This is a genomic window from Bacteroides sp. f07 (genome assembly GCF_042854785.1).
GTDB lineage: Bacteria > Bacteroidota > Bacteroidia > Bacteroidales > Bacteroidaceae > Bacteroides.
Genome location: NZ_BAABXI010000003.1, coordinates 522,020 through 538,820 on the forward strand (window position 1 = coordinate 522,020; position 16,801 = coordinate 538,820).

Here is a 16,801-nt window from a genome sequence, read left to right on the forward strand (position 1 = left end):
CCCGTTTCTTATTTAAAGAGAACTTACAACCAGTCCTTTAGCCGCATCGCACTTAACCTGATAGCTACGTCCTTTTACTGTTTTAAAAACCAACGTCTTATCCGCATACTTTATCACACAATTGCCCCCCGCACCGGAATGAACCGTAGCTTCCTTCAATTGATTATTCTCCCATACCATATCCACCTCAAAATTACCTTTTGCACAAATACCGCTGACAAACCCATTCTTCCATGCATCCGGCAAAGCAGGTAACAACTGGATAAAACCCATATGACTTTGAAGCAGCATTTCGGTGACTCCCGCTGTTCCGCCAAAGTTTCCGTCAATCTGAAAAGGCGAATGCGTATCCCACAGATTATCCAGCGTTCCATTCTTCAACAAATTGCCAAACAAGGTATAAGCATGATTGCCGTCCTGTAAACGTGCCCATTGATTCAACTTCCACCCCATGCTCCAACCGGTAGCTCCGTCGCCACGATGCACCAATACCACTTTGGCAGCTTTTGCCAGTTCGGGAGTAGTGATTGGAGAAACCGTATGCCCCGGATGCAATCCGAACAGATGATTCACATGACGATGTTCGTCCTTCGGGTCATCAATATCCACCGACCACTCCATTAATTGCCCGTAACGGCCGATTTTATAAGGAACAAGATTTGCAAGCACGTGTTCCCATTGCTTACGTTCTTTTTTGTCTACACCCAACACTTTGCTTGCCTCAATAGCATCCAGCAGAATCTCACGTACCACAGCGTGGACAAAGGTAGCCCCTTGATCGATAGGGCCGTGCTCCGGTGAGGTGGATGGCGCCGCGGTATATGTACCATCCGGCTTATGCCATAAATAATCGACCGTAAAATCCGCACTGCTCTTTATCAGGTCATAACCCGTTTCTTTCAGAAATTTCAAGTCTCTCGTATAATCATAATATTCCCAAATATGAGTAGCCAGCCAAGGCCCCGCCATCGGATTGAAGTTCCACGACATATCCTGGCTTTCCAACGGAGTAGTAAAACCAAATATATTGCCGGAAATAGACGCTGTCCATCCCCTTGCTCCAAAATAAGATTGTGCAGTCTTCCCCCCCGGCTTTACCAGCGTACGGATAAAATCGACTAACGGAAGCACACACTCGCCCAGATTAGTCGAACAAGCAGGCCAGTAGTTCATCTGGATATTAATATTATTATGATAGTCCACACGCCACGGCCCGTCTACGTTATTATGCCAAATACCCTGCAGATTGGCCGGCATATTGCCCGGACGGGAACTGGAAATCAACAGATAACGTCCAAATTGATAATAGAGTTCTTCCAAGTAATAATCCGGCTGCCCTTTACGATAATTCCTCAAACGCTGGGGAGTAGGCAGATTGGCAGATTTTGCCGTAGGATTCAGATTCAATTTCACCCGATTAAATAAAGCGGCGTAATCATCATAATGCTGATTGAACAAAGCCGCATATCCTAATGAAACCGCATTATCCATCCATTGTTTTGTCGTCTCTTCCGGATTGACACCGACATACGTTTTCGGATCTTTAAAATCCGGATCAAAGTTTGGCTTATAATCTGTATCCGCAGTAATGTAGAATATGACTTCATCCGCTCCCTTCACTGTTAATTTCCCATCTGCATTTATTAACGCACCGCCTTTCGCCTCAGCTTGGATACGGACAACATACTTCATCCCGTTATTATCCAAGGATGCGGAATAAACCAGGCCATTACTGCCGTCAGCAGCCATGTTTCCCGTAGCCACAGGATTAGGAGCATAACTAAAAACCAAATTTTGCTTTCCCGGCTGATCGGCACTGAAACGTGCCACCATCACATTAGCAGGATAGGAAATAAAATAATTACGCTGATAAGCCACTTTATCCTTCCTGAATTGCACGACTGCCATAGCAGAATCTACAGACAGGATACGCTTATAGTCGCTCATCCCGATAATATTCAATCCGGTTTCCACATAAAACTCTCCCATGGTAGTGAAGCTACCGAAACGGAAAGGATTTTCTCCGTCAGCTTCATAAGAAACTTCACTATTAAAGTTCCGCCGCGTCAGCAGTTCAGCTTTCTTCTGATCGCCTTCCGCAAATGCTTTCCGTATCTCATCTAAAATATGTGCCGATTGCTTATTGACATTCCAATAATAATCCGCACCTTTTGCCGTATTGGGACCACCACGCCATAATGTCTTTTCATTAAAAGTAATGCGTTCCGCTTCAACCGAGCCCATAATATTCGCGCCCAAACTGCCGTTACCAACAGGCAGCGATTGCGACTCCCAGGCGGCATCCGGATTGCGGGCACCATTTCCCGCTGTTATCGGCTTATCTTTACCTTTCCACATTTCTGGTCTTCCACCGTACCATACGGCATGCCCTTGCAATGTATTAGGGGTATCAAACCAAACGGAAAGTCCTTTAGTGTAATCGGTTTCACCTGCATACACAAGAGAAAAAGCCCCAAAGGTACAAACTAACAGGGAATAAATCTTCTTCATTATCGTAGTGTTATTTCAAGATTAGTATACTTCTACAAAGGTAATAAAAAAGTACCACTTAAATAAAAAAAAGGCGGTTCGAAATTCGAACCGCCTTCTGTGCAATATATCTAATATATAAATTAGAGTTTCGGACCAGCAGCAACCAAAGCCTTACCAGCTTCGTTACCTGTAAACTTAGCGAAGTTCTTGATGAAACGTCCAGCCAGGTCTTTTGCTTTTTCTTCCCATTTGCAAGCACATTCGTAAGTGTCGCGCGGGTCAAGGATTTTCGGATCAACACCCGGAAGTTCTGTCGGAACAACAAAGTCGAAGAAAGGAATAACCTTAGTCGGAGCTTTGTCGATAGAACCGTCAAGGATAGCGTCGATGATGCCACGAGTATCTTTGATAGAGATACGCTTGCCTGAACCATTCCAACCAGTGTTAACCAAATATGCTTTAGCACCAGTCATTTCCATCTTCTTAACCAGTTCTTCTGCATATTTAGTCGGGTGCAATGACAAGAAAGCAGCACCGAAGCAAGCAGAGAATGTCGGAGTCGGTTCAGTGATACCACGTTCTGTACCAGCCAATTTAGCTGTAAATCCAGACAGGAAGTAGTACTGAGCTTGTTCCGGGTTCAGGATAGATACCGGAGGCAATACACCGAATGCGTCAGCGGACAAGAAGATAACTTGTTTAGCGTGAGGACCTTTAGAAACAGGCTTAACGATGTTTTCGATGTGGTAGATAGGATAAGAAACACGAGTGTTTTCTGTTACGCTCTTGTCAGTGAAGTCAATCTTACCGTTAGCGTCAACAGTTACGTTTTCAAGCAAAGCATCGCGTTTGATGGCGTTGTAGATATCCGGTTCGCTGTCTTTATCCAGGTTGATAACCTTAGCATAGCAACCACCTTCGTAGTTGAATACACCTTCGTTATCCCATCCGTGTTCGTCGTCACCGATCAACTTACGTTTCGGGTCAGTAGACAAAGTAGTCTTACCTGTACCGGACAGACCGAAGAAAATAGCAGAGCTGGTTCCTTCCATATCTGTGTTAGCAGAGCAGTGCATAGAAGCGATACCACGGAGCGGGTTCATGTAGTTCATGATAGAGAACATACCTTTCTTCATTTCACCACCATACCAAGTATTCAAGATAACTTGTTCTTTAGTCTTCAAGTTGAATACAGTAGCAGTTTCAGAGTTCAAGCCCAGTTCTTTGTAGTTGTCAACTTTAGCTTTAGAAGCGTTGAAACATACGAAATCAGGTTCTCCGTAGTTAGCAAGTTCTTCAGCAGTCGGGCGGATGAACATGTTAGTTACGAAGTGAGCCTGCCAAGCCACTTCCATAATGAAACGTACTTTCATACGAGTTGCTTCGTTAGCACCACAGAAAGTATCAACAACGAACAGACGTTTGCCAGAAAGTTGTTTTACAGCTTTAGCCTTCAAGTCAGCCCAAGCTTCTTCAGTACAAGGTTTGTTATCGTTTTTGTATTCGTCAGAAGTCCACCATACAGAATCAGCAGAAGCTTCATTCTTAACGAAGAATTTATCTTTAGGAGAACGACCGGTATAGATACCTGTCATTACATTAACAGCACCTAATTCAGTTACTTGACCTTTTTCAAAGCCTTCCAGACTCGGTTTTGTTTCTTCAGCGAACAAAACGTCATAAGACGGATTGTGCAAAATCTCGGTCACACCTGTGATACCGTACTTGCTTAAATCTAAATTTGCCATTTTCTTTGAATTAATTAAATTGGTATTTTGTTTTATTATCTCTTTCACCTTAACATATTGGAAGCTTTGGATAGCCCCCTGTAAATCCGGCTACAAAAGTAATACTTTCTTTGGAAAGCAAGAAGGTATTAGAGAAATTTTTCCCTAATTGAATCTCTTTTATAAATTCCTAACAATATCTGCAAACTGAATGTTGCAATTTGAAAGATTATCATTTACTTTGCAAGCCAGTATGATATCAGAACCATGAAAATGAGATTAAATTATGATTAAACTATAATATGAAGGTAATTGATTTTAGCAAAACAAATTCGATTCTAAACCAGTACATATCCGAAATCAGAAATGTAGAAGTTCAGAATGACCGCCTGCGTTTCCGCCGCAATATCGAGCGTATCGGAGAGATCATGGCTTACGAAATGAGCAAAGAGTTTACGTACTCAGTAAAAAACATCCGGACACCACTGGGAACAGCCCCGGTCAGTACGCCGGACAACCAACTGGTCATCAGCACTATCCTGCGTGCCGGACTTCCCTTTCACCAGGGCTTTCTGAGCTATTTCGACGGAGCGGAAAATGCATTCGTTTCCGCCTATCGCAAATACAAGGATACACTGAAATTTGATATACATATAGAATATATCGCTTCACCGTGCATTGACGACAAGACATTGATTATCACCGACCCTATGCTAGCAACAGGCAGCAGTATGGAACTGAGTTACCAGGCTATGCTGACCAAAGGGCATCCCGCCGAAATCCATGTAGCTTCTATCATTGCCAGCCAACAAGCCATCGACCATATAAAGAATATATTTCCCGAGGATAAAACTACTATCTGGTGTGCGGCTATCGACCCTGAAATCAACGAACATTCTTACATTGTTCCCGGACTGGGCGACGCCGGCGACCTTGCCTACGGAGAAAAGGAATAAAAGAACACAACATAAGAACGGCTCTCTTCTTCGCGAAAAGAGCCGTTTCTTATGTGACAAATCGACCTAGTATACAAGAGTATGATTCACTTATTTCATTTCAGGCTTTTCTGTCACCTTGCGTCGCTCCATCCATAGTAAAACCATGACTCCGATCAACAACAGGGCCAATGCCGCATAAGCAATACTTTCGGTGACATGGATACTCTGCGGGTCGAACCACATTTCAATGGTATGTTCTCCGCCAGGCACGTTCATCGCACGCAAGATGTAATCCGCACGGGCAATATCCACCGGCTGTCCGTCGATCGTTGCCTGCCACCCCGGATAGTATATTTCAGAGAATACCACCACGCCGTCTTTAGGTGAGGAGGTCTTATAAATCAAACGGTTCGGCTCGTAGCTAGTCAGGCGGACAGTGGACAAAGAGTCCTTATAGCCTTCTGTCACACCTTTCAGTTGTTCCTTGAATTTCGCATCCACTATGGCAGTTTCCGTTGGAAGAATATCATTCAGGGCATCAATTTCCTCATTCGCATTATTCACATATTGTACTTTATCCACAAACCAGGCATTGCCATAAGCATACGGATTTTCAACAGGAACAGGTTGCCCCTGTTGTCCGGCAGGGAAGATAAAGTATTTCGTATTCAGCATATTCAGAACGCGGAACTTCGAAGCATCCACACTGTCCATCTCACCGCCGGCGGTAGCCACAGCCTGATAAGTAGCCTGCATCTCAGGGACGATATGGTGGTCTATCATTTCCTGATAACGACGCAGTTTGGCAGCATGATAGCCACCGACACTCTTATGCCAGTACGCCGTATTATTTTCATTAAACGTATTACCGGGGAAACCGACGAAGTTCAGCACACGGTAATCCAGGGTTGTATCCTGAAGAATTATTTCGTCTGCCTGAGTCTTAACGAATGCTTCCGCCTGTTTGGACTTCGGAACAAACAGGTCGTCATGCAAATAACGCTTGTTGACAGTCCACATATCTATCAGGCATAAAAGCGCAATACCTGCCAAAGCAAAAGTAGCTTTCAACTTCTTCTGCTGGTACAGGAATAAGAGGAAGCATCCTACAATGATAATGAAAAAGCTGCGCCATGCGTCCGAAGCAATGATTGCTTCGCGCATCTCCGTCAGATTTGTGACCACCGGAGTAAGATGCTCTGCCGGAAGTCCTTGTTGCAAAGCAGCCATCTCTTGTGTCGTAATGAAACCTGAGAAGAAAACACCGGGCGCAACAGCCAATATCAACGTAACACCGGCTGTAAGCACCAACGTCACAATCACCCCTGTGCGGTTCTCTTTCAACTTCAGAATTTCCGGTTTACCGAATATTTCCTTCAACGCAAAAACCGCCAACAAAGGAATGGTAAATTCAGCAATCACCAGAATGGAAGATACGGCACGGAACTTATTATACATCGGAATATAATCTATGAAGAAATCCGTCAGCCCCATGAAGTTCTTTCCCCAAGAAAGCAGGATAGAGAAAATAGTGGCACCTAACAATGCCCATTTGAGCGGACCTTTGACAATAAAACAGCCCAATATAAACAGAAACATGACAAATGCCCCTACATATACCGGACCGGCAGTCCACGGCTGGTCACCGAAATACTGCGGAAATTGCGAATAGATATTGCCATACATCGGATTAGCCTTTGCCATGGCAGCTTCATTCTGTGATAAAGTAGCTGATGATGAACCGCCTTTCACGTTCGGAACCAATAAAGTCAATGTTTCGCCAATTCCATAGCTCCAGTTCGTAATATAATCACGGTCCAGTCCGCTACTTGTCTGATTGGCAGCAGGTCCTTCCTGCTTCAACTCGCTTTTGCCGCGCATCGTCTCTTTGCTATACTCATACGTATGGTACAGGTTGGAGATATTGATACACACTCCCACCACGGCAGCCAATGCCAAAACCGCGCTGGCTTTGAAGAAATGCGGCAATTCTTTCTTCTTATAAGCATCCTCAAAGTAAGCCCCTACGATAAACAGGATGACAAACATAAAGTAGTAGCTCATCTGTATATGGTTGGACTGAATCTGAAGAGCAATGAATAAAGCTGTGACAATCCCACCCAACAGGTATTTCTTCCGGTACGCCAGGACGACACCCGCAATCGTAGGCGGAATATAAGCCAACGTCACAAATTTCCAGATATGTCCCGCTGGTATAAGGATAAAGAAATAGGAAGAGAAAGCCCATATGACTCCGCCTAATCCCGCCAGCCAGGCAGATATTCCGAATGCCCGCAAGAGGATATAGAATCCGAGCATCATGATAAAGGTCAGCACTACATAATCCGGCAGGTAGAGACGATACACTTTTTCCACCCAGCTCAGCGCTTTCGTCGAGTCGTAACTCGGAGACATCTGATAGGTAGGCATACCGCCAAAGATAGCATTTGTCCAGCGCGTACGTTCTCCGGTGCGGTCACGGTACTCTTTCGATTCCTGTCCGGCACCGACTCCGGCTACGGAATCATGCTGAAACAAAATACGGCCTTCAATGTCAGCCGGAAAGAAGTAAGCAAAAGAAAGAATTATAAAGGCCAGGATGGCGATTAAGTCGGGAAGGAGTTTCTTCATAATGGATTGGCTATTGATAAAGAGGGTGCTGCGGCATGATATACTTACCACGCTTTTGCAGCACCCTCATTTAATTAATATCTATAATGGTCGGCCTTATAAGGTCCGTCTACAGATACACCTATATAAGCAGCCTGTTCAGGAGTCAGCTTAGTCAGTTTTACGCCGATCTTTTCAAGATGCAGGCGGGCCACTTCTTCATCCAGGTGCTTCGGCAGACGATATACATCGACTTCATATTTCTTGTTGAACAGTTCGATCTGAGCCAATGTCTGATTGGTAAATGAGTTACTCATCACGAACGACGGGTGCCCCGTTGCGCAACCGAGGTTTACAAGACGACCGTCGGCAAGCAGGATGATACTGTGACCGTCCGGGAAATAATAGCGGTCTACCTGCGGCTTGATGTTCACACATTTGATGCCCGGATAATGCTTCAAGGCATCCACCTGGATTTCATTATCGAAGTGACCGATATTGCAAACGATAGCCTGGTCTTTCATTTTCTCCATATGATCAATACGGATAATATCAATATTACCGGTAGTAGTCACGAAAATGTTGCCTTCAGTACAAGCATCTTCCATGGTTACCACTTCAAATCCTTCCATAGCGGCCTGCAAAGCGCAAATCGGGTCAACTTCCGTCACCAGTACACGTGCTCCGTAAGAACGCATGGAGTGAGCACAGCCTTTACCTACATCACCATAGCCACATACCACGACAACTTTTCCGGCAATCATCACGTCTGTTGCACGTTTGATACCGTCAGCCAACGATTCACGGCAACCATACAAATTGTCAAACTTGGATTTCGTCACCGAGTCGTTCACATTAAATGCCGGGAACAGCAGTTTGCCTTCTTCCTGCATCTGGTACAGACGGTGTACACCTGTTGTTGTCTCTTCGGACACGCCGCGCATTTCTTCCGCTACACGATGCCAACGGGTCTTATCTTCCGCCAATACTTTCTTCAGGATAGCATTCAGTTCTATTTCGTCTTCGGCATGTGCCTCCTTATCTAATACCGCCGCGTTATTCTCCGCGTCATAGCCTACATGAATCATCATCGTAGCGTCACCGCCATCGTCCACAATCACATTCGGCCCTTTGCCGTCAGCAAAGCTCAATGCCTGCAAAGTGCACCACCAGTAATCGGCAAGCGTCTCGCCCTTCCAGGCAAACACAGGCACGCCCGAAGCAGCAATAGCCGCAGCAGCATGATCTTGTGTTGAATATATATTACAAGAGCACCAACGTACTTCAGCTCCCAGGGCTACCAGTGTTTCAATCAACACGGCTGTCTGAATAGTCATGTGCAACGAACCCATGATGCGGGCACCTTTTAACGGTTTGGATTCTCCATACTTTTCGCGAAGAGCCATCAGGCCGGGCATTTCTTTTTCTGCCAAATCGATTTCCTTGCGTCCGAAGTCAGCAAGCGTAATATCTGCCACCTTATAAGGCAGAGTAGAGAATAATTCTGTAGACATATTGTAAATCATTTAATATATAATTGGTACAAAGATAGAACATTCTGATTAGTAGGGCAAAAGCTATCCGTTTTTTTTATATTATAATAACTTGACAGGTCACTATGTTTATAGAAATAATGTCTTATATTTGCAATAGATAAAACAGTTTATACAACATTTCAGTAAACAGTAGTAAACCCTCTATGCGAAACTACGACAACAAAACAAGAGAAGAGTTATTAGAAATAATCGAACAACTAGAAAAGGAGAACGAGTTTCTTTCTTCCGATTCGCCATGTCTCAAACAGCAAAAGGAGCTGGATGCCGCCAGAATAAAAGCTGAAGAATCGGACCGGCTCAAATCTGCCTTTCTTGCAAATATGAGTCATGAGATTCGTACTCCGCTCAATGCGATAGTCGGATTCTCCAAATTGCTCATGCATGCAGAGTCTGTAGAAGAAAAAAGCCAATATGCTGAAATCATCGATAGAAACTCCGAAATGCTACTGAACCTGTTTAACGATATTCTGGATTTATCATCCCTTGAAGCCGGAACGCTAAAGTTCAACATCCGCCCTATTAAGCTAATCGACATCTGCCTGCAACTGGAACAACAATTCCTTTATAAAACCCAAAGTAACGTCAAACTCACCTTGGATGATGTAGATACGGACATGTATGCATCCGGTGATTGGAACCGTATCATACAGATCATAAGCAACCTACTTAGCAATGCCGCGAAATTTACTCCAAAAGGAGAAATTCATTTCGGTTATCGTGAAAAAGAAGATTTCGTGGAATTTTATGTGAAAGACAGCGGTATCGGTATTGCTCCGGAAAAAGCTGCCAGCATTTTCCGCCGTTTCGGGAAAGTGAATGATTTTATTCAAGGAACAGGATTGGGATTAACGCTCTGCAGAATGCTGGTAGAAAAGATGGGCGGGCGCATCTGGTTACGCTCCCAAGAAGGCAAAGGAAGCAGATTCTACTTTACTCTCCCTCGGATTTGCTCTTAAAACAATTCTGATAGATAGATAAAAAGACGGTGGATAGCTTTTATAATGTAGCTATCCACCGTCCTTTTTATCTATCCGCTATTATTTCTTTGCCACCGGTGCACTCAGCATTTCTTTATACTTCGCCGGATCATTCAAGACTTTTACCGCTTCCTTCAAGCCGTCGTCATCTTTCAATTGCTGGATGATATTACCACGTTGATAATAATAACGCTTGATAATCTCGGAAGCAATCATTTTCTTTATATCACTGGAGAAATAATCCAGGTCACGATCAAGATCATGGTTCAGTTTCTTTTCGAGTGCTTTAAATTCTTCTGTCGCACCTTCCATATACCCTTCAAATTCGGCCGCTTCCTTCAAAGTTTTCAGAATCTTCTCGCTCTGCTGGTCGTATTTGAAATCGGCTTTCTTCACCAATGCTTTGAAAGCATTATAATCCGCATCCGTCACTTCAAACTTCTCAGGAGCCACAATAGTAGGATGATCCAGGCAATATTGAGTCGCATAATCAAAAATCAGGTTGTCACGCACCAGATAGAACAAAATGTTCGGCAATTTTTCCTGCTTGACAATAACATCCGGCATTACCCCACCGCCATCACGCACTTCACGTCCTGCCGCAGTATGGAACACCTTGGTCAGACTGTCGGGAATAGCGCCTACGCTTCCGTCTTCATTGCGGTGCTTATAATCGATAGCCTGCACGCAACGTCCGCTCGGAATATAATATTTGGAAGTAGTAACCTTCATCATTCCGCCATAAGGCAAGGAACGGGGAACCTGTACCAGCCCTTTTCCGAAAGTACGGTTGCCGACAACCACTGCACGGTCAAGATCCTGCAAAGAACCCGACAGAATCTCGGAAGCAGAAGCAGTGCCACTATTCACCAACACGGCAATAGGAATATCCAGATCCAACGGTTCACGTAGAGTCTTATAGGTATTGCTAGCCTGCTTGATTTTACCTTTTGTCGTTACAATGACTTTCCCGCGCGGCAAGAAATAATTGGCTATTTCCACAGCCTCATCCAGCAAGCCACCGCCATTATTCCGAAGGTCAATCACTAATGAAGTGGCTCCCTTTTTCTTCAAATCAAGGAATGCTTTCTTGAAATCCTTAGAAGGATTACCGGAGAAAGTACTCAGATTAATATACCCGACATGATTATCCAATACATCAGCATAAGGAATCGCAGGAGTCTGGATTGATTCACGCACAATCGTAAATTCTATCGGCGTACGCTCACCTTTGGCATTCGGGCGTTCCACTTTCAGTTTGAAACTTGTACCTGCCTGTCCGCGCAACATCTGGCTGACTTCCGCATTATTCTTACCTGCAAGATCCACACCGTCAATCTCCATCAAAACATCTCCGGCTTTCAATCCCGCCTTTGCAGCCGGCGTTCCTTCAAACGGTTCGGCAATCATGGAGCGTTTCAACTTCGTATTATAAGTAATAAGGGAACCGATTCCGCCAAAGCTACCTTTTACCATCTGTTCCAACTCACTCTGGTCTTCTTCCGGATAATATTCAGTATAAGGATCCAGCGAATAAAGCATATTGTCGATACCTTCCCGGATTGTCTTGTTCGGGTCTATCGTATCTACATAGAACATATCCAGCTCCTTTACCATAGCATTGAATATATCCAGATTCTTGGCAATCTGGAAATTGCGGTCGTCGCCACTCTTGAAACTAAAGAAAGCTACAGCAGCCACAACGGCTACCACAACGATAGCTACCCGCCCATTCAGCAATTTTTTCATACCTCTTTCCATATAAATGAGTTGTAAAAGTAACTCAATCCCTGATTATTCCGCCAAAATCCTGTTTATATTTAACTTAATTTCATCCCAACGTTCTTCTGACATTGTCGTTCCGATTACCTGGATAACATTTCCCGAGAGAATAGAACCTATTTTAGCACACTTTTCCAATGAATAGCCACACGTCAAACCGTATAAGAAACCGGAAGCAAAATAGTCCCCTGCACCGGTGGTATCTACCACTTTCTCTACCGGGATAGCGGAAACTTTAATCTCTTCCGTACCCTTACGGATATAAGAGCCGTTTGCACCCACTTTTACGATAGCGATGCTGCATTTCTTGGCTATAATCCCCAAAGCCTCTTCCGCCTCTTTACCCGTAAATGCTTTCGCCTCTTCCTCATTCGCAAAAACAATATCTACATACTTATTTATTAATAAGGAGAAAAATTCCAGGTCGTTCGCCACAATATTATAGCTTGCCATGTCAAGGCAAATCTGCAACCCCGCTTCTTTCGCCAGTTCAATGGCATGGAGAATCATTTCGTGGTCCTGAACCAAGTATCCTTCTATAAACAGGTACGCATAGCCTTTAAACATATCGAGAGTCAGTTCTTCTGCTTTCAAAGAAGCGGCCGCTCCCAGATAAGTTCCGAAAGTACGTTCCCCGTCCGGTGAGATAAAAGTGGATGCGACTCCGGAAGGCAACAGTTCCGAGAGCAATAATTTGTCTTCAATATTATTTTTCTGAAGATTTTTGCGAAAGAATTCTCCATAATGGTCATTTCCCACTTTTCCTACAAAACCGGTTCCAGCCCCCAAACAAGCCATTCCAAGGATGGCATTTGCTGCCGATCCGCCCGTTGCCAGATGGGTTTTCATCTGCGAAAATTGCGTGTTAATCTGCTGTAACTTAGCGTCATCAATGAGTTGCATGCTTCCTTTAGGTAATCCCATTTCATCCAGGAGCGTATCATCCTTTAGGGTTGCAAGTACGTCTACCAGTGCGTTGCCCAATCCTATTATTTTGTCCATTTCTAATATTTTTTTTGCAAAGATATTGCATATTTCAAAAAAACCTACTACTTTTGCATCGCAATTGAGAAAAACATTCTTCCTTAGCTCAGTCGGTTAGAGCATCTGACTGTTAATCAGAGGGTCCTTGGTTCAAGTCCAAGAGGAAGAGCAAAGTTCAAAATCTCAGTTGCAAACATTCTTCCTTAGCTCAGTCGGTTAGAGCATCTGACTGTTAATCAGAGGGTCCTTGGTTCAAGTCCAAGAGGAAGAGCAAAAAAGAAGCCACCTAAGAGGGTGGCTTTTTTATTTGGTATCATTTATGAAGTATCTTATTAAAGAGAATTACGTATAATCACCTTCGTCGGATTACGCTTATAGATTGTGTTTCTGTCCAGGATTACAGATGCAGCCGTTTCCCCCATCATCTCAAAATCTGTGGAGATAACAGTGATTCCCCCTTCTAATATCTCCTTCACGGCGGTATCATTATAAGAAATCAAACCTATTTCTTTGCCCAATTCATAGCCATTCTTCTTTGCCAACTTAATCAGTGCCACATCGTCCGTATCATACCGGCTAAACGTAATATAAGCATTCCCCTTACGGAAATTCTTCTCTTCCACATTCGATTCTATGGAATAAGGAAGTTCGCTCTTGACGCAATAACGCAGAAAACCATCAATGACCTGCTGCGCATGAATCGCTTCCGGACGTGCTATCAGAATCAGTTTCTCATAATTCTTCAATCTATCCTGCAATTGCAGAAGACTGCAATAAATATCATAGCCATAATCCTGATAGATGCAACTGTAGTTACCACTCAATCCCTGCTGATTATAATCTATGATTATTCTCTTCTCCGCCGGAATCTGGTTCAAGACATCCGTCACATCTTCTTTCAGGAAAGTAGCTATAATATAATGTGTATAATTACCCAGATTCTCCTTGATAAGCTTTTCAAAAACCTTATAGTTATGATGATGAAAGTAAATATCAATATCCCCTACATCTTTCAAAGCATTGAAAATAGAGCGATAAATCTGTTCACGCATCACGTTCATCTTATCCAATAACAAAAACACATGATAAGAATGATTTATAGATATTTTTTTCACAAAATACCCCTTCCTGTAAATCGCTTCGATGACTCCCATCTCCAATAAGTAGTTCAGCCCCTTCAACAAAGTCTCCTTACTCATGTGCAATTGTGTCTGTAATTGGTTCAATGAAGGTATCTGGTCACCTATCTGAAGAGTCCCGTCTTCAATCAGTGAATTAATATAATCCACTAATTGAAGGTACTTCATCCGTGAAGCGGGTTTCTTCTGTTCTGTTACATCAAGATTCTGGTTCTGCATTACTACCAAGACTTAAATAAATATTTAGCAAATATACTTAAATACCATGATAAAGCAAACGATTGAATAGACAAAATCATATTAATATCTCATTCAAAATATCTTGAACTATTCATAGCACTTCACCGCAAACAAAGCTGCCGGAATCATTTCTGAAGGATGCTCCAACACAATTTTAATCTCATCGGTCACCAATTTCTCCGGAAATACAAACTCATTTATCGACTGATGGTTGTCTGTTTTCTCATAAATCAACCGGTTCTCTCCATCGTATATTTTATATTTCTCCACACAGAAAGGCATCTTATTCTCCGGATGCGTCATCTGAACCGTTTCCATCGGCTGGTCAAAATCCGTATCAAAAAAGAGAGACATCTTTCCGATATGTACAGCCGAGTCCCATTTGATGGTCAAAGCCGGAGCAGGGTCATCCAACTCTGCAACCCAGGCATTCGGCGACTGAACCGGACGGTCAATGCCATTATTAATATTTGAAACAGAAAAAATATGGCAGTCCTTTTCCAACTGGACAGCGATATTATGCCCTCCGGGTCTGCGCTTCGGACACCAGAACTCAAATTCCTCAATGCCGATATCTTCTTTAGGAGTCTGCTTCCCAAAATTGGATACAGCCTCATTAATGGTGTTAAACACAGACAAAACTCCGGTTATCCTTTCCTGAGTATATTGCAATTGCACCAGAGGATTTTTCTTGAAAACAAGGAAAGCATACTGTTCTTCCGGTATCACGGCTTCAAAAGTCAGCTCCAACTGTTGCCTGCCTTGGCACAAGGAGACTGTCTTCGCTTCCAAAGTAACATCCGGAGTATGATTGAACGGTTTGCTGCTTACACGAAGCTCTACTTCCAACTCTGTCACTTCGGAAACAGCAAGTCCAACTTTCACCATTCCCAACACATCCCCTTTATGTAAAGGTATCATTTGAGCAACAGACTCATCCAAAACCTGCATCCCGCCATCAGCCGGAAAACCCTTAAAACGATATTCACTGGATGCAGACAAAGTGGCTTTCGCTACCAGATTCTCCTCATCTTTTATAGCCATATCAGGGATATATTGACCCATTCTTGATAATTTTGCCTGCAATTCAGGCACTCTTCCCAAAGAATAGACTTCCCTCGGAGAGATATTCTCTTTCAGACAAATAGCCGCAGCCATCGCAACAGCCTGTGCACTGTGCGCAGAAGTAGCCATCACACGGGTCGAGCCGAAAGCGACGTGTGATGTACTTATGATTCTTCCGGCAAGGAAAAGATTGTCAATGCCCCTGCTGTAAAGACAACGATAAGGAATCTGATATACCCCTTTCGAGTGCCACTGGTTACAGGCCGACTCTTCTCCGAACACACCGGCTGCCGGATGCAAATCAATACTCCATCCACCATAGGAAACCGCATCCTCATGATGTCTTTGCTCTATGACATCCTGCTGAACCAGCATATAGTCGCCTTCAAACCTTCTGCTCTCCCGCTTTCCAGGAATACAGCCTACCCACTCCAGTGTCATAGTCTCCGCTTCCGGATATCTGCCCGAGTTCTTGATATAATCCCAAGCACCATAAATAACTTTCCACAGTTCCCACTTAATTTGCTCCGTATCATGCACTGTGTCCAAGTCGCCTCCGTATTCAACCCACCATAGTTTACAGCCATGTTCCTTTGCATTGAAACTACGGAACCGCGGAACAGTCTTCGTCACATCCATCGCATAAGAAGGAGCCACATATTTCACCGGATGACCGGTATCCTTTGTATAGAAGTACAGGCTGTGCCCCAAAAGCTCGCCATAATCCTCGGCCGGCGCAAACTTTTCGCCAAACTCCTCTCTGCTCTCCGCTCCCATGCGATAAGGAGCCCCGGAAAGGAAACCGACAACACCGTCACCGGAAGCATCACAAAACAAAGGAGCAGACACTTCGTACATGGTGCTGTTCTGGCTACAGAATCCCCGGACACTTTCTATTTTATGGCTGGAACTCTTTTTCACCTCATACACGCAGGTATTCAGCAATAAAGTTATATTTGGTTCGCTCACCACCTTGTCAAGCATGACAGAATCAAAGATTATCGGATTGCCTTCCGGGTTGCGGAACGTATTCTCCACCATAATCTCATCTATCACACCACCTTCACGTGCCCAGCGATTATTATTTCCCATGTGAGAAGTTGCTCCGAGCATCCACAGCCTTATCTCGCTGGAACCATTTCCTCCCAGTACCGGACGATCTTGTATAAGCACCACTTTCAAGCCTTGCCGAGCCGCGGTTATGGCAGCACAAACCCCTGAAATACCTCCGCCTACTATTACAAAATCAGCCTGAATCGTATCTGTCTTAAATATTCTCACACTATTAAA

The 16,801-nt window shown here is 43.9% G+C and carries 9 protein-coding genes, 2 tRNA genes and 1 pseudogene; 4 read left to right on the top strand and 8 right to left on the bottom strand.

Annotated features, from left to right (window positions below):
- Window positions 1-12 precede the first annotated feature (12 nt).
- The gene (locus tag ACGHVY_RS22065) at window positions 13-2,511 is read right to left on the bottom strand and encodes a glycosyl hydrolase family 95 catalytic domain-containing protein (RefSeq protein ID WP_390601586.1); all 2,499 of its coding nucleotides are present in this window, start codon (window positions 2,509-2,511) and stop codon (window positions 13-15) included.
- 122 nt (window positions 2,512-2,633) lie between these two features.
- The gene (gene pckA / locus ACGHVY_RS22070; protein WP_308747138.1) at window positions 2,634-4,241 is read right to left on the bottom strand and encodes a phosphoenolpyruvate carboxykinase (ATP); all 1,608 of its coding nucleotides are present in this window, start codon (window positions 4,239-4,241) and stop codon (window positions 2,634-2,636) included.
- Between the two features lie 281 nt (window positions 4,242-4,522).
- Here pckA and upp point away from each other — a divergent pair, with 281 nt between their 5' ends.
- Window positions 4,523-5,176 (top strand): uracil phosphoribosyltransferase, encoded by a 654-nt coding sequence (gene upp, locus ACGHVY_RS22075; protein WP_390601588.1) that lies wholly within the window; start codon window positions 4,523-4,525, stop codon window positions 5,174-5,176.
- A gap of 90 nt (window positions 5,177-5,266) precedes the next feature.
- Here the strand turns inward: upp and ACGHVY_RS22080 are convergent, their stop codons facing one another.
- Window positions 5,267-7,789 (bottom strand): YfhO family protein, encoded by a 2,523-nt coding sequence (locus ACGHVY_RS22080; RefSeq protein WP_390601589.1) that lies wholly within the window; start codon window positions 7,787-7,789, stop codon window positions 5,267-5,269.
- Between the two features lie 74 nt (window positions 7,790-7,863).
- Window positions 7,864-9,282: an adenosylhomocysteinase gene (gene ahcY, locus ACGHVY_RS22085; protein WP_308747323.1), complete on the bottom strand. Its 1,419-nt coding sequence runs from the start codon at window positions 9,280-9,282 to the stop codon at window positions 7,864-7,866.
- A gap of 284 nt (window positions 9,283-9,566) precedes the next feature.
- On the opposite strand from ahcY, the pseudogene ACGHVY_RS22090 reads away from it, so the two are divergent.
- Window positions 9,567-10,280: pseudogene (locus tag ACGHVY_RS22090) on the top strand (sensor histidine kinase); the annotation flags it as partial.
- Between the two features lie 81 nt (window positions 10,281-10,361).
- Here ACGHVY_RS22090 and ACGHVY_RS22095 read toward each other — a convergent pair.
- Window positions 10,362-12,050 carry a S41 family peptidase gene (locus ACGHVY_RS22095; protein ID WP_308747324.1) on the bottom strand — a complete coding sequence of 563 codons (1,689 nt, stop codon included), beginning with the start codon at window positions 12,048-12,050 and terminating at the stop codon, window positions 10,362-10,364.
- A 45-nt stretch (window positions 12,051-12,095) separates the two neighbouring features.
- Window positions 12,096-13,085 (bottom strand): adenosine kinase, encoded by a 990-nt coding sequence (locus tag ACGHVY_RS22100; RefSeq protein ID WP_308747322.1) that lies wholly within the window; start codon window positions 13,083-13,085, stop codon window positions 12,096-12,098.
- A 77-nt stretch (window positions 13,086-13,162) separates the two neighbouring features.
- Here ACGHVY_RS22100 and ACGHVY_RS22105 point away from each other — a divergent pair.
- Both ACGHVY_RS22105 and ACGHVY_RS22110 read left to right on the top strand, forming a co-directional pair.
- Window positions 13,163-13,236 (top strand) — tRNA-Asn (locus ACGHVY_RS22105).
- A gap of 28 nt (window positions 13,237-13,264) precedes the next feature.
- Window positions 13,265-13,338, top strand: a tRNA-Asn gene (locus ACGHVY_RS22110).
- Window positions 13,339-13,399: 61 nt separating this feature from the next.
- On the opposite strand, the gene ACGHVY_RS22115 is transcribed toward ACGHVY_RS22110, so the two are convergent.
- On the bottom strand, window positions 13,400-14,425 hold the full coding sequence (locus ACGHVY_RS22115; protein WP_390601592.1) for a GntR family transcriptional regulator: 1,026 nt from the start codon (window positions 14,423-14,425) through the stop codon (window positions 13,400-13,402).
- Between the two features lie 108 nt (window positions 14,426-14,533).
- On the bottom strand, window positions 14,534-16,792 hold the full coding sequence (locus ACGHVY_RS22120; RefSeq protein ID WP_390601594.1) for an FAD-dependent oxidoreductase: 2,259 nt from the start codon (window positions 16,790-16,792) through the stop codon (window positions 14,534-14,536).
- Window positions 16,793-16,801 lie beyond the last annotated feature (9 nt).

Excerpts from the sequence above, each read along its gene's own strand:
- ACGHVY_RS22065 (WP_390601586.1), bottom strand. The coding sequence starts at position 2,511 with ATGAAGAAGATTTATTCCCTGTTAGTTTGTACCTTTGGGGCTTTTTCT.
- pckA (WP_308747138.1), bottom strand. The coding sequence starts at position 4,241 with ATGGCAAATTTAGATTTAAGCAAGTACGGTATCACAGGTGTGACCGAG.
- upp (WP_390601588.1), top strand. The coding sequence starts at position 4,523 with ATGAAGGTAATTGATTTTAGCAAAACAAATTCGATTCTAAACCAGTAC.
- ACGHVY_RS22080 (WP_390601589.1), bottom strand. The coding sequence starts at position 7,789 with ATGAAGAAACTCCTTCCCGACTTAATCGCCATCCTGGCCTTTATAATT.
- ahcY (WP_308747323.1), bottom strand. The coding sequence starts at position 9,282 with ATGTCTACAGAATTATTCTCTACTCTGCCTTATAAGGTGGCAGATATT.
- ACGHVY_RS22095 (WP_308747324.1), bottom strand. The coding sequence starts at position 12,050 with ATGAAAAAATTGCTGAATGGGCGGGTAGCTATCGTTGTGGTAGCCGTT.
- ACGHVY_RS22100 (WP_308747322.1), bottom strand. The coding sequence starts at position 13,085 with ATGGACAAAATAATAGGATTGGGCAACGCACTGGTAGACGTACTTGCA.
- ACGHVY_RS22115 (WP_390601592.1), bottom strand. The coding sequence starts at position 14,425 with ATGCAGAACCAGAATCTTGATGTAACAGAACAGAAGAAACCCGCTTCA.